The sequence below is a fragment of the Pseudoalteromonas sp. Ld20 genome, from assembly GCF_045064175.1.
Taxonomy (GTDB): domain Bacteria; phylum Pseudomonadota; class Gammaproteobacteria; order Enterobacterales; family Alteromonadaceae; genus Pseudoalteromonas; species Pseudoalteromonas neustonica.
This window is the reverse complement of record NZ_JBISHB010000028.1, coordinates 1-18,393: the sequence shown is the minus strand read 5'-3', so window position 1 is coordinate 18,393 and position 18,393 is coordinate 1. Positions and strand designations below refer to the sequence as shown.

General features: G+C 41.3%; 16 protein-coding genes, 2 rRNA genes and 1 pseudogene. 13 read left to right on the top strand and 6 right to left on the bottom strand.

What is annotated here, in order from left to right:
- Positions 1–243: 243 nt before the first annotated feature.
- Positions 244–714: an Rsd/AlgQ family anti-sigma factor gene (locus ACJJVX_RS04980; protein WP_054206068.1), complete on the top strand. Its 471-nt coding sequence runs from the start codon at positions 244–246 to the stop codon at positions 712–714.
- 302 nt (positions 715–1,016) lie between these two features.
- Here ACJJVX_RS04980 and fkpA read toward each other — a convergent pair whose 3' ends face one another.
- Entirely contained in the window at positions 1,017–1,769 is a 753-nt protein-coding gene (gene fkpA / locus ACJJVX_RS04975) for an FKBP-type peptidyl-prolyl cis-trans isomerase (protein ID WP_054206067.1), read from the bottom strand.
- A gap of 203 nt (positions 1,770–1,972) precedes the next feature.
- On the opposite strand from fkpA, the gene ACJJVX_RS04970 reads away from it, so the two are divergent.
- Positions 1,973–2,971, top strand: coding sequence for a WD40 repeat domain-containing protein (locus tag ACJJVX_RS04970; RefSeq protein ID WP_054206066.1), 999 nt, complete (start codon positions 1,973–1,975; stop codon positions 2,969–2,971).
- Positions 2,958–3,173 carry a SlyX family protein gene (locus tag ACJJVX_RS04965; RefSeq protein ID WP_054206065.1) on the top strand — a complete coding sequence of 72 codons (216 nt, stop codon included), beginning with the start codon at positions 2,958–2,960 and terminating at the stop codon, positions 3,171–3,173. The genes ACJJVX_RS04970 and ACJJVX_RS04965 overlap by 14 nt, the downstream gene beginning before the upstream one ends.
- A 14-nt stretch (positions 3,174–3,187) precedes the next feature.
- On the opposite strand, the gene ACJJVX_RS04960 is transcribed toward ACJJVX_RS04965, so the two are convergent.
- Complete coding sequence (locus tag ACJJVX_RS04960) at positions 3,188–3,391, bottom strand: YheV family putative zinc ribbon protein (protein ID WP_054206064.1); 204 nt, start codon at positions 3,389–3,391, stop codon at positions 3,188–3,190.
- Between the two features lie 131 nt (positions 3,392–3,522).
- Here ACJJVX_RS04960 and ACJJVX_RS04955 point away from each other — a divergent pair, with 131 nt between their 5' ends.
- The 3 genes from ACJJVX_RS04955 to ACJJVX_RS04945 all read left to right on the top strand — a co-directional run bounded on the left by ACJJVX_RS04955 (position 3,523) and on the right by ACJJVX_RS04945 (position 7,031).
- On the top strand, positions 3,523–5,448 hold the full coding sequence (locus ACJJVX_RS04955; protein WP_054206063.1) for an ATP-binding cassette domain-containing protein: 1,926 nt from the start codon (positions 3,523–3,525) through the stop codon (positions 5,446–5,448).
- Positions 5,432–5,854 (top strand): TIGR02444 family protein, encoded by a 423-nt coding sequence (locus ACJJVX_RS04950; protein WP_405630460.1) that lies wholly within the window; start codon positions 5,432–5,434, stop codon positions 5,852–5,854. Before ACJJVX_RS04955 ends, ACJJVX_RS04950 begins: the two co-directional genes overlap by 17 nt.
- A gap of 355 nt (positions 5,855–6,209) precedes the next feature.
- Positions 6,210–7,031, top strand: coding sequence for an alpha/beta hydrolase (locus tag ACJJVX_RS04945; protein WP_054455380.1), 822 nt, complete (start codon positions 6,210–6,212; stop codon positions 7,029–7,031).
- Positions 7,032–7,195: 164 nt separating this feature from the next.
- On the opposite strand, the gene ACJJVX_RS04940 is transcribed toward ACJJVX_RS04945, so the two are convergent.
- Positions 7,196–8,098 (bottom strand): LysR family transcriptional regulator, encoded by a 903-nt coding sequence (locus ACJJVX_RS04940; RefSeq protein WP_235575802.1) that lies wholly within the window; start codon positions 8,096–8,098, stop codon positions 7,196–7,198.
- A 117-nt stretch (positions 8,099–8,215) separates the two neighbouring features.
- Between ACJJVX_RS04940 and ACJJVX_RS04935 the strand changes: the two genes are divergently transcribed.
- The 7 genes from ACJJVX_RS04935 (at position 8,216) to ACJJVX_RS04905 (ending at position 15,430) form a co-directional block, all read left to right on the top strand.
- Entirely contained in the window at positions 8,216–8,923 is a 708-nt protein-coding gene (locus ACJJVX_RS04935) for a pirin family protein (protein WP_405630456.1), read from the top strand.
- Between the two features lie 546 nt (positions 8,924–9,469).
- Entirely contained in the window at positions 9,470–10,450 is a 981-nt protein-coding gene (locus ACJJVX_RS04930; protein ID WP_054455378.1) for a hydrolase, read from the top strand.
- Positions 10,447–10,692, top strand: coding sequence for a YheU family protein (locus ACJJVX_RS04925; RefSeq protein ID WP_054206058.1), 246 nt, complete (start codon positions 10,447–10,449; stop codon positions 10,690–10,692). The genes ACJJVX_RS04930 and ACJJVX_RS04925 overlap by 4 nt, the downstream gene beginning before the upstream one ends.
- 59 nt (positions 10,693–10,751) lie before the next feature.
- A complete protein-coding gene (locus ACJJVX_RS04920; RefSeq protein WP_054206134.1) occupies positions 10,752–11,948 on the top strand; it encodes a dipeptidase in 1,197 nt (398 codons plus the stop codon).
- 167 nt (positions 11,949–12,115) lie between these two features.
- Positions 12,116–13,021, top strand: coding sequence for a hypothetical protein (locus ACJJVX_RS04915; RefSeq protein ID WP_054206057.1), 906 nt, complete (start codon positions 12,116–12,118; stop codon positions 13,019–13,021).
- 120 nt (positions 13,022–13,141) lie between these two features.
- A complete protein-coding gene (locus ACJJVX_RS04910; RefSeq protein WP_405630453.1) occupies positions 13,142–14,080 on the top strand; it encodes an alpha/beta fold hydrolase in 939 nt (312 codons plus the stop codon).
- Between the two features lie 495 nt (positions 14,081–14,575).
- Complete coding sequence (locus tag ACJJVX_RS04905; protein ID WP_405630451.1) at positions 14,576–15,430, top strand: hypothetical protein; 855 nt, start codon at positions 14,576–14,578, stop codon at positions 15,428–15,430.
- A gap of 297 nt (positions 15,431–15,727) precedes the next feature.
- On the opposite strand, the pseudogene ACJJVX_RS04900 reads toward ACJJVX_RS04905, so the two are convergent.
- The 3 genes and pseudogenes from ACJJVX_RS04900 to ACJJVX_RS04890 all read right to left on the bottom strand — a co-directional run.
- Positions 15,728–15,835, bottom strand: a pseudogene (locus ACJJVX_RS04900) (elongation factor Tu); the annotation flags it as partial.
- 5 nt (positions 15,836–15,840) lie between these two features.
- Positions 15,841–15,955 (bottom strand): 5S ribosomal RNA (gene rrf, locus ACJJVX_RS04895).
- Positions 15,956–16,145: 190 nt separating this feature from the next.
- Positions 16,146–18,393: ribosomal RNA gene (locus ACJJVX_RS04890) — 23S ribosomal RNA — on the bottom strand; the annotation flags it as partial.

Genomic DNA, 18,393 nt, shown 5'->3' with positions numbered 1-18,393 from the left:
TTCCCATAATAAAAAGAAAGCTTGTTTAAACAAGTCATGGAAAAAAGAATTAAACCACCATTTATGGTGGTTTTTTCTTGCCTGAAATAAGCCAAATAGCTTGCAATCTAGTATGAAAAACTGCTTATATACAATTCTGTTTAGATTCAGTTACTGAATAAATAAAAAATGTGTTGATTTTTGCTTCATATTTCATTGTTATGTAAAGAATAAAGAAAACCAACCCAGCTAAGGAGAATGATAATGCTGACGCGTTTAGAGAAAGCTCAAAAAAAATGGGGTGGTAGTCACACTGTTATCGATAAATGGCTAGCTGAACGCCAAGAGCTACTGGTTCTGTATTGTCGAATTGCTGGCTTTTCACCTTACGATAAAAAAGATCAGGCTTTGCCAGATCAATTACAAATTCAAAGCTTTTGCCAAATTCTGATGGACTACTTGTCTGCTGGTCATTTTGAAATTTACGATAACATCGCCAAAGCATGTGAACAAAAAGGCCCAAAAAGCCAACAGCTAGCGAGTGAACTTTACCCGCGTATTTCAGAAACAACAGATACGGCGCTAGACTTTAACGATAAATATGCTGAAGTGAATAAAAATGATCTACTAAATGATTTTGATAAAGACTTGTCAAAATTAGGCGAAGCGTTAGAGCTACGCTTTGAGTTAGAAGATGAACTAATCGACAACTTGTATTCTAATCATACTGATTAACATCCCCCAGGGCGTGTTGACCTTTGTGGATTGAAACTTGTTCAATCTAGGGGCGATTTAATCGCGGCGCGAGGTTTGTAACCTAGCAGGCTAAGTAAAAATCGAGCAAAGCTTCCGCGTCCTGCTCACGCCCCTTACCTACCTCCATGTAGGCAACAAAGAGTTAATCGCCCCTAGAAAGAACCCTTTGGGCAGCCCATGTTTGCCATTTATACTGCGTTATCGCCTAGTTATGGGGAGAAAATAAAAAAGGGACCAATTGGTCCCTTTTTTATTGCGTGCTAAGTATTGCGTGCTAAAAATTACTCAGCAGCGGCAGCTTGCTCTTCATCTTGAATTTCAAGTAGTTCTACTTCAAAAACAAGTGTTGAGTTAGCTGGGATCTTACCTAGGTCACGATCGCCATATGCAAGGTCAGCTGGGATAGTAAATTTGTACTTAGCGCCTACTGGCATAAGTTGCAAACCTTCAGTCCAACCTGGAATTACGCGATTTAGAGGGAACGTAGTTGGTTCGTTACGTGAATAAGAACTATCAAACTCAGTTCCGTCTAATAAAGTACCTTTGTAATGCACTTTAACAACATCTGTTGCAACTGGCTTTTCGCCTTCGCCGGCTGTTAGTACTTCGTACTGTAAACCAGACTCAGTAACTGTCACACCAGCTTTCGCTGCATTGTCAGCTAAGAATTTAATGCCTGCCGCTTGGCTTTTTTCAGCTTCTACTTTTGCATGTGCTTCTTGCTTAGTGCGCACAGATGTATCTAGTGCAGTTAATACTTCACGAATTTTTTCTTCGTCAATTTTTGCTTCACCAGCAAGCGCGTCTTTAAAGCCGCGAATTAATAGTGCTTGATCAAGCTCAATGCCTAACTCAGTTTTATCAGCAAGATCTTTATTTAAAAAGTTACCAACTGACGCACCAATACCGTATGCTTGTTGTTGTGCTTCTGTATCAAGCGTTACTGGTGCTTGTTCTTGTTTTGCTTCTTGATTACAAGCAGTAAGCGCTAAAACTGACGCTGCAATCAATGACAATTTAATCGTCTTTTTCATTTTAAATCTCCGACAAACTTTGCAGATGTCATTTATTGTATTATTACTAGTTAAAGATTAACGGCCTACATGATAGGCTGCTTATCTAATTACCATACGCAGACCACCTGTCATCATATTGGTGATTAGATAAACTGCCTAGGCTTTTAACGTACCTAGTCTAACCTCTCAATCACTAAGAGTTAAGGGGAAATACCTGTAATATGTCGATATTTCGTACTTTTTTGTATCTTCTGAGTTGTATTTTATTAATCGCTTGCTCAGAGCAAAAAAACCAAGCAACGGCCAGCTACGAGCATGCCGCTAAAGGTGCGTTTGCCTCTGCCATTTCTCACGATGGTACATATAGCCTGATTTCATCTATACACCATGGGGTCGCCCTATGGGATAATCAACAGCAGGTACTCAAATACCAGTGGTTTCAACAGCAAGACCAAGATAGCCTAGTGCATACAGTGGCTATTTCATACGATAATAGCCACGCTGTTACCGCAGAAAAAACTACCTTCGCAGTGTGGGATATCGCCACTGGCGCCAATACCGGTTATTACAAAATCAAAACGGCCACCATTCGCGATATTGCTATCAGCAACCAAGGGCGCAGTGTTTTATATGGCCGCAGCGACAATGTTGTTGTTTACCTCAACTTAGAGACCGGCAGGCGCATTGAGTTCCTTGGTCACCAAGAAAAAATTAATGTGGTTGATCTTGCTCCTAATGGCCGTTTTGCGTTGAGTGGCTCGAATGATTACGTTGCCTATTTTTGGGATACCCGTACCGGGCAAGTTATTCATCGTTTTAATCACCCCAACCGTGTTACCCATGTCACACTCGATCCGCAAGGGCGCTATGCATTTACCGCCGACAGTATGGCACAAGCACGTGTATGGCAGCTGACAACAGGTGATCTTGTTAGTAAACTGGCGTATATTGCTCGACAGAAAATTTTCACTACAGCTCGCTTTAATGAACAAGGCACACTGCTGGTAACAGGCTCGCCAAATCGCTTGGTTGATTTATGGCAATTATCAGACGGTGAAAAAATTCAGAGTTGGCATGTAACCCCACGCGAAGGCAGCAAGCCTAAGTCGGCGGTGGTTTTGGATGTTGCTTTTACTGACAACGGCACAGCGTTGTTAACCGAGAGTTCAAGCGGAATCGCTGAGCGTTTTACTATACGAGAACAAAATGAACACAATTGAACATCGCTTAATGGAACTTGAGGCTAAAGTCGCCTTTCAAGATGAAACGATTGAAATTTTAAATGATGAAATAAAAGTTCACCAGCAGCTATTGGCAAAAATGAAACGCCAAACAGAGCTACTGGCTGAAAAAATCAAAGAATCACAATCATCGTCAATGATGATGTCTGATACCCCAGAGCCACCACCACCGCACTATTAAAAGCGCAGAGGTGATCAATCACCTGGCTTAAACACGCCAATAACTTGTTCAAATTGGCGTGTTGATGCCTGAACTGCCTGCTCTGGCTGAGTCATCTTGTGACCACACTGCACACACTCAACTTTTTCTACATCATGCTCTTTATAAAGCATCATCATATCCATGGTTTTACATTCAGGACATGTTGCACCAGCAATAAATCGTTTTTTCTGTTTCACAGCACTTCCCCACAGTTTTAACTGTCATCATTTTATCCTAATATCTACCAAGGTGATACGATTGATAACCATAAGTCGATCCGTGCTATGATATAGGCAATTCAATCAGGGCACAGTAAAGTAACGTATTCATGATCCAAATTTCAGAAATAGAACTATTACGTGGCGGTAAAGCACTGCTCAAAGACGCATCAGCGACGTTATTTCCAGAACATAAAGTTGGCCTAGTTGGCGCAAATGGTTGCGGTAAATCAACGCTATTTAGTTTATTAAAATCTGAGCTGCAGCTGGACGCCGGTAATTGCAGTATTCCAAAAGATTGGTCTATCGCATCAGTAAAACAAGAAACACCTGCGCTTGATATCAGCGCAATTGACTACGTATTACAAGGCCACCCGGAGTATTACACCTTGCGCATTGCCCTGCGTGAAGCAGAACAAAATGATGATGGTGATACCCAAGCCAAAGTTCATATCCAACTTGAACATATTAAAGGCTATAGCATCGAAGCCAAAGCAGGCGAACTACTGCATGGCTTGGGCTTTGCCAATAACCAGATTGAAAACCCTGTTAGTGACTTCTCTGGTGGTTGGCGTATGCGCTTAAACCTTGCACAGGCGCTTATTCGTGATGCCGACTTATTACTACTAGATGAACCAACAAACCACTTAGATTTAGATGCAGTGTATTGGCTGGAGCGCTTTTTACGCGCGTATACCGGCACGCTGGTATTGATATCTCATGACCGCGAATTTTTAGATGCTGTCGTTGATCAGATTTGGCATATCGACAAACAAAAAATCAATGTATACAAAGGCAACTACTCGCAGTTTGAGCGTCAAAAAGCTGAACGCCTATTACAACAGCAAGCAATGTTCGAAAAGCAACAAGATCAAATCGCTCACCTTGAACAATTTATTACCCGCTTTAAAGCAAAGGCCAGTAAAGCCAAGCAAGCGCAGAGCCGTGTTAAAGCCCTTGAGCGTATGGAAAAGCTCGCCCCAGCACATGCTGACTCGCCTTTTGATTTTGAGTTTGCTGAACCAACCGCGCTACCAAACCCATTAATGACGCTTGATAAAGCCCAAGCAGGTTATGGCGATGTCACCATTTTAAATAGTATTAAGCTTAACTTAGTGCCGGGCAGTCGCATTGCTCTACTTGGCCGTAATGGCGCGGGTAAATCTACACTGATCAAATTACTCTCTGGCGATTTGCAGCCACAAGCAGGTGAAGTGTTTCAGCATCAGGGTTTAAATATTGGCTACTTTGCCCAGCATCAGTTGGAATCGTTAGATCTAAAAGCCAGCGCAATTACCCATTTACAGCGCTTAAACCCTAAAGCCACCGAGCAATCACTGCGTGACTTTTTAGGCGGTTTTGCTTTTATTGGTGATAAAGCGCTTGAGCCTGTAGCACCGTTTTCTGGTGGCGAAAAAGCCCGTTTAGTACTCGCTATGTTGGTGTATCAAAAACCTAATCTATTATTACTGGATGAGCCAACCAACCACCTTGATTTAGAAATGCGTCATGCATTGGTCATGGCATTGCAAGGATTTGAAGGCGCTATGGTGACGGTATCGCATGACCGTCATATGCTTAAAAATACCGCTGACGAGTTTTACCTAGTAGATAACGGCGAAGTAACGCAATTTGGTTACGAACTCGATGACTATTACCAATGGTTACTCAATGCCAATAAAGAAGCAGCTAAAGCAACACAACCTGACGATGAGCCAAAAGCCAACTCAGGTGTTAACCGTAAAGAACAAAAACGCTTAGAAGCGGAGTTTAGAAAAGCCACGCAGCCACTTAAAAAGCAAATCGAAAAGCTCGAAAAGCAACTCGACAAATACACCGCAGAGCTAGCTGAAGTTGAAGAAGCACTCGGCGATAACGAACTTTACAGCGATGACAATAAGGCGAAGTTAAAAGAGCTACTAACTAAACAAGCCACTCTTACGCCTAAATTAAACGACGTTGAAGAAACGCTATTAATGGCGCTCGAAGAAATGGAAGAAAAAGAACAAGCGTTTGCCGATGAACTTGCTCAATAGCGATAATTTTTGGCAATTCTCCTGCGCTTTTTATGAGCAATGCGACAACCAAAAAACCTTGCTGGCACTACAAAACCAGCAAGGTAAAAACGTCAACCTGTGTTTATTGCTGCATTATTTAGATTCGCTAGGATTAAAAATTAATAGCAACCAACTCGATATTTTAGTGGCCACCATTAGCGATTTTGATCAAAACGTAATGTACCCGCTACGCACCGCCCGCGCCCACCTAAAAGCGAATCAAGCCACCATCAGCGGCTACGCTTGTATTCGCAAAGAACTACTCAGCGCCGAACTAAAGCTTGAAAAACAACAGCAGCAAATATTGATTGATGCGGTTAATTGCATGGATTTAGCAAAACAGGCAGCGCCGCATAATATTGAGATGTATTTGGCAAACACTTGAGCTTTAAACGTTAATTCCACAGCCAAGTAGAATCATCACCTTGCTTGGTTGTATTCAGGAAACTTTAAAAATTGATAAGCAACAGGCTAAACACGACCCAGCTCATGACTACTCTCAATTGCGGTAGGCTTTGCCTTTTGCAGCCTAAAACCCAAAACGGTAATTAATACCAATCTACATAAATATTTGAACAATTTAACGAATTAAATAGACCCCATATCTATCCAGATTGGTATAAAACGTTCTATGATTTTTTTATCACTCTCTCATGAGTTAATTAACTGTACGATGAATGTTTTTAGTGTGTATATTGAACAGCTTAAAAACCGTATATTAAAAACTAAAAGGATTACTTATGAAGTATAAAAAAACAATTCCCTTCATACTGCTAGCACTTATCATCAACTTTAATGCTTTTTGCAACGAGATCAGTAAAACTCCTTTTATACTTGGTGACACACTATCATTTCAATCTTCCATTTTAGGCCAAAAAAGAGAGATAAATGTTTATCTACCAGAAGGCTATAAACATAATGGCGAACAAACTTACCCTGTCATTTACTTGTTAGATGGCTCAAAAGAAGAAGACTTTATACATATTGCTGGTTTGGTTCAATTTGGCTCATTTTCTTCGCTAAAAATGTTGCCAAAAAGTATTGTTGTAGGCATAGCCAATATTGATAGAAAGCATGATTACACTCCACCAAGCACACACCCTTTAGACATACGCGATCTACCAACTCATGGTGGCTCTGCAAAATTTATTCAATTCATAGGAAAAGAATTACAGCCATTAGTGAATAAAACCTATCGTAGCAACCAAGAAAACACGTTAATTGGCCAATCTTTAGGCGGGCTACTCGCGACTGAAATACTACTAAAGCACCCTCAACTTTTTTCGCGCTATATAATTATCAGTCCAAGCATGTGGTTTAACGACGCAAAATTATTAAATAACCCCGTAAGCCCTACTCATTCACCCAAAGCTGTTTATGTGGCGGTAGGTAAAGAAGGTAAGGTTATGGAAGAAGGTGCCAAACAAGTTTACAACAAATTAAAAAAAGAGCTTCCTACGTCTTCGCAAGTTAACTTCACCTACTTTGAACAACTTGATTATAACGAGACTTTACACCTTGCTGTTTACGATGCATTTAAGCAGTTTTATATGGAGCAGTAAAAGTATCATAAGAAATACTTTAACTTAGGCGAAATTAGCAAGCAGAGCGCTTACCAAAATCCGAGTGAGCAGTGGTTGTTGTAGTGCCCGTATCGTCACAGCTCAATGGCAAGTAAATGTCTCTGCATTAATTTTTGATTTAGCGACGTGCCGCCTTAATTAATTTATACACTTAACCTTTGCGCAAATAATGTTTGAATAAACTCTAAAAATGCGCGTACTTTAGGGATATCTAAACGATGCTTTGGGTAGAGGGCAAATATATCAACAGTCTCCATCCCCCAATTAGGGAGTACTGAAACCAACTCAGACTTTATTAACGCTTCTTGACACATATAATCAGGAAGTACAGCCACACCTAAACCATCAATAACGAGTTGCTTTAATAATGTGAAATCATCAACGATAGCTTTAGGCTCTAATTTACATTCATAATGCTGCTTACCAGCAGACAACGTCAACTTAGTACTCTTTTGCGCGCTGCTCATCAATAGTAAATCACATTCACTTAACTGCTGTACTGACTTAATATCACCCTGCGATTGTAAATACTGCGGGCTTGAATATAGTTTACGACTGATTTTACCCAAACGCTTTGCAACCAAGCGGGAGTCATCTAAATCCCCGATTCTGATCACCAGATCAAACCCTTCTTCAATTAAATCTACGCGACGGTTTATTAATTCCAGCTGTAAATTTACGTTAGGATACAGCCGCATAAACTGCGCTAAGCTCTCTTTTAGTACTTCATGCCCTATTCCTACAGATGCCCCCACTTTTAACTTACCACTGACTGTATCAAGTGATTTTGCCACTGACACTTTAGCAAGCTCAAGCTCCTGCTGAATACGTCGGCAATGTTCTAAATAACGCATACCCACTTCTGTAATGTGCTGTGTGCGTGTTGTACGCTCTAATAAGGTAACCCCTAAATTACTTTCTAGCCTTGCTATTTTACGGCTCAAGTTGGCTTTAGGAATATTGACTCGCTCGGCGGCTAACGTAAAGCTACCAGCATCGATTACAGCTATAAATAGCATCATGTCGTTTAAATCAATGTCAGACACTTAAACACCTATTGTTGTTGAATTTGAAAAAGCAATTTGCATTTCTACGTATTTATCAAACAATCATATCTCTCTAAAATGATTCCATCAACTCAACGCACCAGTAAGGTATTAAGTATGAAAGTATTATCTAGAGATTCATTAAAGTTAGGCGGCTTTGCAGGCATTACAGAGCATCGCTTAGTGACCGATAGCAGGGTTTTTGGGGCGCGTAAAAAACCAGAAACTTTCGAAGGCTTTGGTAACATGGTGTACCTTGCTGATGCTCGATACAATCCATTAGGCAGCTCTGGTATGCACCCACATAGTGAAATCGATGTTATTTCAATTATTATTGAAGGCAGAGTGAGCCATGAAGGATCGATGGAACACGGTAAAGATTTAATAGCAGGTGATGTGCAAGTACAAAGAGCCGGTGGTGAAGGCTTTAACCACAACGAAATCAACCCTGACAACAAGCAAAACCGCATGCTACAGGTATGGGCCTTACCGGAGAAAAACGGCCAACCAGCCGACTACAAAACATACACCCCCAGCAAATCAGGCGTCACCCGTATTTATGGCGGTGATAACAACCAACATACTACTTTTAACAGTCATACGGTTATGGAAATAGTGCATTTACAAGCAAATGAATCAATGCAAATCGCACAAGAAAACCTTGCTTATATTATTTCAGGCGCTGCTGTTGCTGATAACTTAACAATCGGTACGGATGCAGAAACTACATCTCTAAACGAGGGTGACTTAATCTCAAGCCAAGGTATTCTCTTCTTAGCTAAAACAGATTTACACATGCTGGTTGTTAAAAAGCTTACAGACTAAGTTAAACATAAATGACGACCCACACGATGAATACCTGAGCTTAAAAGTTAATGTAGGTCGCGGATTTATCCCGACAATTTTTATAAGCACACTTAGATTGATCTAACTTTTTGTTATTTTAAAAACCAGCAGTGTAAAGGCCCTTAGCTACTTTTTTAATGCGTTAACAGTCTTCAAAACATGATCCATATCAACTTATTTACCGCTGTTTTTATAATCAGGAAAATAGCTTGATCTGGATCATATCCCCCCCCGCTAAGTCGGCCTATGATTAACCCATAGACATCAGGAGGCAGGTTATGGACGTATTCTTTAGAGATTTTTTTAGCGACCCAGTACTATTTTTATCATTTGGTTTTTTAGGAATAGTTATTAGCTTATGCCTTTTCTTTGTGTATTTCTTTATGAAAAAAATACACGATGCAGATATTCCAGAACAGCATTAAGCACGACGCACAAAGCCCCTATCAAGTTATTTGATTAGGGGCTTTTTATTGCTAAAAATTTGTTACACTAGCGATTCAATTAGCTAAACAGTTTTAAATTATGTCTACAGAATTCAAGCCTGCTTGGTGGATGACCAACCGCCATGTGCAAACAATTATGCCGCGGTTTTTTCGCCCATTTCATACCACGCGCTACCAATTAGAGCAGCTTGATACTCCCGACGGTGATTTTTTAGAACTTGCTTGGTCACTTCCTAAAGACGATAACGCACCACTTGCTATTGTGCTGCACGGCCTCGAAGGCAATATCAATAGCTTTTATGCTAAAGGCATGATGAAAGCACTAAAAAAGCAGGGTTTTAGTGTTGTCTTAATGCATTTTCGTAACTGCTCTACGCAAGTTAACCGTTTGCCACGTGCTTATCACAGTGGTGAAACAGGTGATCTCGACTTTTTTATCAAACAACTTAAACAACAGTTTCCTCAGCGTTTAATGGTTGCTGTGGGTTTTTCGCTCGGTGGCAATGTACTGGCTAAATATTTAGGTGAACAAGGTGAGCAATGCTTACTCGATGGAGCGGCGGTTATTTCGGCCCCTTATGATTTATCGCCTTCATGCCAAGTAATTCGTAAAAGCTTGGCTAAAATTTATCAAAAGTACTTACTTGATCGCATGAAAAAATCAATGAAGCGAAAGCTCCCTCAAATCAAGCAACAAATTAACTTAACGCCTGAACAACTTATGGGTATTAACGATTTATGGCAATTTGACGATAAGCTTACCGCACCATTACACGGCTTTGTGGGTGCTGAAGATTACTACCAGCAAGCTAGCGCCATGCCTTTTTTAAAACATATAACAACGCCTACCTTACTTGTACACGCCAAAGACGACCCAATGTTGTCAATAAAAGCCGTGCCCAGTAGGCAAGATGTGAGTGAGCATGTTACGCTGCGCATCTCAGAAAAAGGCGGCCATGTTGGCTTTATAAGTGGTAAAAACCCATTCAGGCCCATTTATTGGTTAGAACAGGTCGTGCCACACTACTTTACCCAGATCGTTAAAAAAGAGCCGTTATGATCATCCCCCATGAGCAGTTAGATAAAGACACCCTATACAATTTAATCGAGAGCTATGTGCTGCGCGAAGGCACCGATTACGGTGATGTTGAATACAGTATTGAGGCAAAAGTTAGTCAGGTAAAAAAACAGCTACACAATGGCGAAGCCATGGTGTTCTTTTCAGAGTTACATGAGTCGGTGACCATTATTTCTAAAAGCGAATTTAAAGCCCTTCAAAGTGAAGTGCAATTTAGCGAGTAAACTTGTAACCCGAGTTACAAAAATAGACAATGGCTTTTTCACTCAAAGAGCCATTAAAAATGATAAAACTAAGCTCAGTAGTTATTGCCGTTTCACTTGCTTTGTCCTGCCATACCCTACAAGCTACAAGTATTACCGCATCCGACAAGGCAATTAAACTCGCTAAAGATACAATATTGATCGATACCCATATTGACGTACCGTATCGTATACACCGAAATTGGGCCGATGTAACACAAGCGACTGACGGCGGTGATTTTGATTACCCACGTGCAGTTAAAGGCGGTTTAAATGCCCCTTTTATGTCGATATATATTCCTGCTCATTTAGAGTTTGAAGGCAAAGGTAAAAGCTACCAACTGGCAAACCAGTTAATTGATGGTATGGAAGCAATTGCACAGCGTGCACCTGATAGATTTGCAATTGCAGATTCGACCACAGATATTAAAGAACACTTTAAGCAAGGTAAAATATCGCTGGCGATGGGCATGGAAAATGGCTCTCCGATTGAAGGTGAGCTAAAAAACCTACAACACTTTTTTGACCGCGGCGTGCGCTATATAACGCTAGCTCATTCACAAAGCAATCATATTTCTGACTCGTCGTATGATATTCGCCGTAAATGGAAAGGCTTAAGCCCATTTGGTAAAGAGCTAGTAAAAGAGATGAATAACATTGGCATGCTAATCGATGTATCACACATTTCAGATGATGCGTTTTATCAAGTAATGGCATTATCTAAAACACCGGTTATTGCTTCACATTCATCATTGCGTAAATATACACCAGGTTTTGAGCGTAATATGGATGATAAAATGCTATTAGCGCTTAAAAAGAATGGTGGTGTTATTCAAATCAACTTTGGCTCAAGTTTTGTCACTTCAAGCTCTCGTAATTGGTACGATCAACTCAATAACACCAAAGATTCAGCGAAAAAACAAGGCACTAAATTAAGCAAAGATTTTGATGCCGCTTATCGTGCTAAAAACCCATTCCCATTTGCAAGCTTAGAGCAAGTACTTGATCATATTGATCACGTTGTTGAGCTAATTGGTATCGATTATGTTGGTATTGGCTCTGATTATGACGGTGTGGGTGACTCATTACCTATTGGTTTAAAGGATGTATCAACCTATCCAAACCTTGTGCAAGGTTTAATGAATAGAGGTTACAGCGATACTGATATTAAAAAAATACTTAGTGGCAACACGCTACGAGTTTGGCAACAAGCCGAAGCCTATGCAGCAAAACATTAAGCGTTAATTTAATAAAGGTACGCCCATAGTTTATGGGCGTACCTTTACGCTAATCATCTATTTAAAACTATTTGCAACTCTCTTTCAGGGCTTTTTCTCTACATCTTTTAACAGACTTTAATACCCAAAAGCGGTAGATTATTGCTTTTTAATATGGAGTCTCCTACATGCCAATTAGTAAAGGATCTTTTGCTATTGCCCTTGCTTCAATTGCTGTTGCAATCTCATGCTATGGTGCATTTTTCAAATCTGCCCCCCTTGTTGCTCACCAGCTTGATACCGAAATTTTACAACAATCAGTAAAAGACTTACCAAAAAATAGCCACGATAGTCCGCCTTCTATTACAGAACTTCACAACAAGATAAGCGCTTTACAGCGACAAGTAGCAAACTTGAATTTACAAAACCCTACAGCTAACAAAGTACAAAATACGGATGAATTTAAAGAGTTAGTATTAGCCGTGTTAGTAGAGAAAGAGCAAGAAGAAGTAGAAAAAATGCGTGAAGAAAACCCGTTATACGGTTTTTATGCAGACTTGCCACAAGATTATGAGCTGCGTATCAAATCAGAGCCTGAATATGCCAAAAAGGTTACTGCGCAATTACGGGAACAAATTCTTAACCCTAATCTTGCCGATATTGATAGGCTGGCAGCATTAAGCCAACTACAAATGAATATGTATATTTTGAATAAATCAAAAATGCCTGAATATGATTTTGAAGTAGTCGATAACATTTTAGATTTGGCTGAAAATAGTACTGATGATAAGTTTAAAATTCAAGCGATAGAAGTGACCACTCAATCACCTGTACTTGACTATCGCCTCGCAGAGCGTTTTACCTCGTTATTAAAACAAGACTCTAATGACTATATACGCCGCTTAGCTGGTCAGGGGCTGCTGGCACAGTATTACCAAGCCCAAGATTCGCAAAATGAATATAGTAAACAGATTGCCCAACACATCCTATCACTCTATCAAAATACATCTGATAGTACTGTGAAGTCAGTATTAAACGATATGATGGGCAATGAGAGCTTACTAGAAGAAATGCGAAAACACACTGAGGGCTAATTATTTAAAGGCTTGAGCTGTTAGATATAAAAAATTCATACTTGTATTTATCAAGGATCACTGAGCTTTGCCTATACTTGTCTATATCAGCCCATAAATAAGCTATCAACATAACGTAATATGCGCACGATTAAAATTAAAAGTGGCATTACTATTAGCTACCAAGACCAAGGAGATAAATCAGCCCCCGCGATTATACTTATTATGGGCTTAGGGGCGCAGCTCATCGTGTGGCCTGAAGAACTCTATTTTGGCTTGGTTAATAGTGGCTTTAGAGTGATCAGGTTTGATAATCGCGATACTGGCCTTTCGAGCCAATTAGAACAGTATGGCGATCCGAGCTTACTAAAAATTTGGTTAAGTAAACGTCTGCCACTGACATCCAGCAATATGTATACTCTTGATGATATGGCAACTGATGTGATTGAGTTAATGGATGCACTGAACATAAAAAAAGCCCATCTAGTTGGCGCATCTATGGGGGGCATGATTGCACAAATTATTGCCGCAAAATATAAAAAAAAGGTCCTGAGCCTAACCTCAATCATGTCTAGCTCTGGCAAACTGAAACTATCATTATCTGGGCTAAAATTATTTCTACAACTAGTAAAACATCGCCCTAGGTCCCCTAACCGCAATAGCGCCATTCAGTATAATATTAAACTTAATCAACGAATCGGCAGTCCCGCTTATCCCCAAGATGAGCAAGTATTACGCAAACAAGCCATTTCAGGGGTAGATCGTGCGTATAACCCTCGGGGTTTCAATCGCCAATTAGCAGCCATTGCCGCAAGTGATTGCAGGCAACATTTAATGCCGAAAATAAAAGCACCTACTTTAGTCATTCACGGCAATGTAGACCCAGTTATGCCCGTTGCCGCGGGTAAATTAACCGCGATGCAAATACGTAAAGCGAAACTAAAAATAGTCACAGGCATGGGTCATAATTTCCCACCTGCATTAATGGCAAAAATGACCAAGTGGATCAGTAAACACGTTAAAAAAGCAGAGAAAAAACGCACCCAGAAAAAGTTAAAAAAATTATTTCAAATCGACTAATTTGCCGCGACCGAGCTTTACGCCGATTTGATTTGTCTCCGACGAACCAGAACTTTTTGATAGTTACTCGGGGGCAAGCCCCCAGAGGTTTCTTTCTTAAAAAACAAATAGTTGCACGCAACTGTAATAGCCGTAGCTTAAATTACACCTTCAGAGTTGCTTTGCGATGCATATAAGATCAAAATACAACCATTGTTAAAGCTATACCCAAGCCACCTCAAGATGCAGACTTCAGCGTTTCACAGGTGTTTAATATCAAGGCGTTACTTTGCAATAATGGCAGTCCCTTTTAAGAAGTAACAACGATGAGAGTAAGCGCCTGTGAAACGCCCAACGGGTTGGTTTAAAAGCAATTTATACTGCGTTATTAATTTTAACAAGGGAACAACCATTATTTGCAATCAATGCCTTGCCTAAATTGCTTTTAATTCCAACTGAAACTCGCATCTTGAGGTGGCTTGGGTACATATAAAAATCAAAAAATAGAAGAAGCACATGAAACTTTGCAATTTAATCCTAAAGCTACTAATTATTTTTCCTACTATTACAATGGCAAATGACTATAAAGCCCAATGCTATGAACTTAAAAGTGTCCTAAAAGCGAAGAATAATGCCAATTTAGTTTGGGGTGACTACTCCACGAGTAAATTAATGGCTATTGAAAAAATTCAAATGAATGGCTTTGAAGTACCTATTATTGTTACTGAAAACGTGGAATATAGTGCTTTTTATGACAGCAACTCCCCAGGCTTAACCATAATGGAGCGGGATGAAGATGATGACGAAGGTGGTTTTAAATCTCAAATACTCTTTTTCAACTCATTACTGTCACAAAGCGCTGAGAAAAAATTCCCACCACCATTCCCAGATACTGTTTTTGAAATAATTAAAGAGAGCCTATCTGTTACACCTGATGATGTTAATTGCAATATAGCCATGCCAGAAGAAATGAATACCCTCATAAAGCAATCGGTTATGATTACCACGAAATCTCTTTATGCTCGTAGTAATACAGCAAGTGCAATTAGGATAAATGGTAGAAATGCTTTCATAATAACTAACAACTTTGGTTTCGAATATTTTGAGATGCGCAACAATAAAACGCTACTGATGGTCGTTGATACTTATGAGGCAAGTGACTTGGACCAATTTATCAATTCAATTAATTCTCAGAATGCCCTAAGTGAACCGCCAATTGTCACTCAAGCCATTTTAGAAGGAGTTAATTCCAATAAGGTCGCTGACTGGGAAAATGTGCTAGAAATAATGAAAGTGAATAACTACTCTGAATCATCTACAAATGACATTATTGAGTTAATTTCGAAATTAACAGAACAAAATAAAAAATAAATTTTAAACATCCCCTTAGTTTGGGTGGAGTTTAGCGAAACTCAACCCAAGCTAAGACGTTTGAATTCACATTGTGCAGCTAGCACACTTTACTCCCGTAAACTTTCTAACTTTCTACAAGCATTAAAAAGGCCACTAAATGACTTTGCTCTAATATACCCGATTCTCGGGTTTCGTAAAACTCAACCCAAGCTACGGCGTTTGAATTCATACCGGGCAGCTCGCGAACTTTTCTACAGACATTAAAAAAGGCCACCGAAGTGACCTTTTTCTAACAATTAACTTAAACGTTAATTATTACTCTACGATAGTTGCTACAACACCAGCACCTACAGTACGGCCACCTTCACGGATAGCAAAACGAAGACCTTCATCCATCGCGATTGGCGAGATTAGAGTTACAATTTGGAGCCTGGCGATGACCTACTTTCACATAACAAATGCTACACTATCATCGGCGCTGTTTCGTTTCACTACTGAGTTCGGCATGGGATCAGGTGGGTCCAAAACGCTATTGTCACCAAGCAAATTGGGTGTCAGTTCGTATCTCTACGCACTAACTAAAATTTGAAAATGCTGATAATTGTCTTCTTACAACTTTAAGCTTATCGCTTACAGCTGTTAGTAAATCTACTTTAGTTGTCGCGATAAATCACGACCTACAATCTTAACTTCTTGCGCTATCAACTATCACATAAAACGCGTTTGGCGTTGTATGGTTAAGCCTCACGGGTAATTAGTACAAGTTAGCTTAACATATCACTATGCTTCCACACCTTGCCTATCAACGTTGTAGTCTCCAACGGCCCTTCAGAGAGCTTATAGCTCTAGTGAGAACTCATCTCGAGGCCTGCTTCGCGCTTAGATGCTTTCAGCGCTTATCAGTTCCGAACGTAGCTACCGGGCAATGCCATTGGCATGACAACCCGAACACCAGCGGTTCGTTCACTCCGGTCCTCTCGTACTAGGAGCAACCCCTCTCAATTCTCAAACGCCCACGGCAGATAGGGACCGAACTGTCTCACGACGTTCTAAACCCAGCTCGCGTACCACTTTAAATGGCGAACAGCCATACCCTTGGGACCGACTTCAGCCCCAGGATGTGATGAGCCGACATCGAGGTGCCAAACACCGCCGTCGATATGAACTCTTGGGCGGTATCAGCCTGTTATCCCCGGAGTACCTTTTATCCGTTGAGCGATGGCCCTTCCATTCAGAACCACCGGATCACTATGACCTACTTTCGTACCTGCTCGACGTGTCTGTCTCGCAGTTAAGCTGGCTTCTACCATTACACTAACCGTACGATGTCCGACCGTACTTAGCCAACCTTCGTGCTCCTCCGTTACTCTTTGGGAGGAGACCGCCCCAGTCAAACTACCCACCAGGCACTGTCCGTAACCCCGATTCAGGGGCCAACGTTAGAACATCAAAACTACAAGGGTGGTATTTCAAGGACGACTCCACAACAACTAGCGTCGCTGCTTCTAAGTCTCCCACCTATCCTACACATGTAGGTTCAATGTTCAGTGCCAAGCTGTAGTAAAGGTTCACGGGGTCTTTCCGTCTAGCCGCGGGTACACAGCATCTTCACTGCGATTTCAATTTCACTGAGTCTCGGGTGGAGACAGCGTGGCCATGGTTACACCATTCGTGCAGGTCGGAACTTACCCGACAAGGAATTTCGCTACCTTAGGACCGTTATAGTTACGGCCGCCGTTTACCGGGGCTTCGATCAAGAGCTTCTCCGAAGATAACCCCATCAATTAACCTTCCGGCACCGGGCAGGTGTCACACCGTATACGTCATCTTGCGATTTTGCACAGTGCTGTGTTTTTAATAAACAGTCCCAGCCACCTGGTCACTGCGGCTCCCGTCCGCTTAGAGAGCAAGTCTCATCACAGATAGGAGCGTACCTTCTCCCGAAGTTACGGTACGATTTTGCCTAGTTCCTTCACCCGAGTTCTCTCAAGCGCCTTAGTATTCTCTACCTGACCACCTGTGTCGGTTTGGGGTACGATTCCATATAATCTGAAGCTTAGAGGCTTTTCCTGGAAGTATGGCATCAGCAACTTCATCACCGTAGTGACTCGTCTCGTGTCTCAGGTTTAATGTTCGTCCGGATTTACCTAAACAAACGCCCTACTCACTTTCACATGGACTACCAACGCCATGCTTGCTTAGCCTGCTCCGTCCCCCCATCGCAATTATATCGAGTACAGAAATATTAATCTGTTTCCCATCGACTACGCCTTTCGGCCTCGCCTTAGGGGTCGACTTACCCTACCCTGATTAACATGGGATAGGAACCCTTGGTCTTCCGGCGTGGGAGTTTTTCACTCCCATTATCGTTACTCATGTCAGCATTCGCACTTCTGATACGTCCAGCATACCTCCCGGTACACCTTCAACCGCTTACAGAACGCTCCCCTACCACTCAGAATAAATTCTGAATCCGCAGCTTCGGTGCATAGTTTAGCCCCGTTACATCTTCCGCGCAGACCGACTCGACCAGTGAGCTATTACGCTTTCTTTAAAGGATGGCTGCTTCTAAGCCAACCTCCTGGCTGTCTGGGCCTTTCCACATCGTTTCCCACTTAACTATGACTTTGGGACCTTAGCTGGCGGTCTGGGTTGTTTCCCTCTTCACGACGGACGTTAGCACCCGCCGTGTGTCTCCCGGATATTACTTTACGGTATTCGGAGTTTGCAAAGGGTTGGTAAGTCGGGATGACCCCCTAGCCTTAACAGTGCTCTACCCCCGTAAGTATTCGTCCGAGGCTCTACCTAAATAGATTTCGGGGAGAACCAGCTATCTCCCGGTTTGATTAGCCTTTCACTCCTAGCCACAGGTCATCCCCTAACTTTTCAACGTTAGTGGGTTCGGTCCTCCAGTTGATGTTACTCAACCTTCAACCTGCCCATGGCTAGATCACCGGGTTTCGGGTCTATACCTTGCAACT

What these genes read in the sequence shown, in the direction of transcription:
- ACJJVX_RS04920 (WP_054206134.1), top strand. Translation starts at nt 10,752, where the DNA reads ATGATAAAACTAAGCTCAGTAGTTATTGCCGTTTCACTTGCTTTGTCC.
- ACJJVX_RS04915 (WP_054206057.1), top strand. Translation starts at nt 12,116, where the DNA reads ATGCCAATTAGTAAAGGATCTTTTGCTATTGCCCTTGCTTCAATTGCT.
- ACJJVX_RS04905 (WP_405630451.1), top strand. Translation starts at nt 14,576, where the DNA reads ATGAAACTTTGCAATTTAATCCTAAAGCTACTAATTATTTTTCCTACT.
- ACJJVX_RS04965 (WP_054206065.1), top strand. Translation starts at nt 2,958, where the DNA reads ATGAACACAATTGAACATCGCTTAATGGAACTTGAGGCTAAAGTCGCC.
- ACJJVX_RS04955 (WP_054206063.1), top strand. Translation starts at nt 3,523, where the DNA reads ATGATCCAAATTTCAGAAATAGAACTATTACGTGGCGGTAAAGCACTG.
- ACJJVX_RS04910 (WP_405630453.1), top strand. Translation starts at nt 13,142, where the DNA reads ATGCGCACGATTAAAATTAAAAGTGGCATTACTATTAGCTACCAAGAC.
- ACJJVX_RS04980 (WP_054206068.1), top strand. Translation starts at nt 244, where the DNA reads ATGCTGACGCGTTTAGAGAAAGCTCAAAAAAAATGGGGTGGTAGTCAC.
- ACJJVX_RS04925 (WP_054206058.1), top strand. Translation starts at nt 10,447, where the DNA reads ATGATCATCCCCCATGAGCAGTTAGATAAAGACACCCTATACAATTTA.
- ACJJVX_RS04950 (WP_405630460.1), top strand. Translation starts at nt 5,432, where the DNA reads ATGAACTTGCTCAATAGCGATAATTTTTGGCAATTCTCCTGCGCTTTT.
- fkpA (WP_054206067.1), bottom strand. Translation starts at nt 1,769, where the DNA reads ATGAAAAAGACGATTAAATTGTCATTGATTGCAGCGTCAGTTTTAGCG.
- ACJJVX_RS04930 (WP_054455378.1), top strand. Translation starts at nt 9,470, where the DNA reads ATGTCTACAGAATTCAAGCCTGCTTGGTGGATGACCAACCGCCATGTG.
- ACJJVX_RS04935 (WP_405630456.1), top strand. Translation starts at nt 8,216, where the DNA reads ATGAAAGTATTATCTAGAGATTCATTAAAGTTAGGCGGCTTTGCAGGC.
- ACJJVX_RS04970 (WP_054206066.1), top strand. Translation starts at nt 1,973, where the DNA reads ATGTCGATATTTCGTACTTTTTTGTATCTTCTGAGTTGTATTTTATTA.
- ACJJVX_RS04945 (WP_054455380.1), top strand. Translation starts at nt 6,210, where the DNA reads ATGAAGTATAAAAAAACAATTCCCTTCATACTGCTAGCACTTATCATC.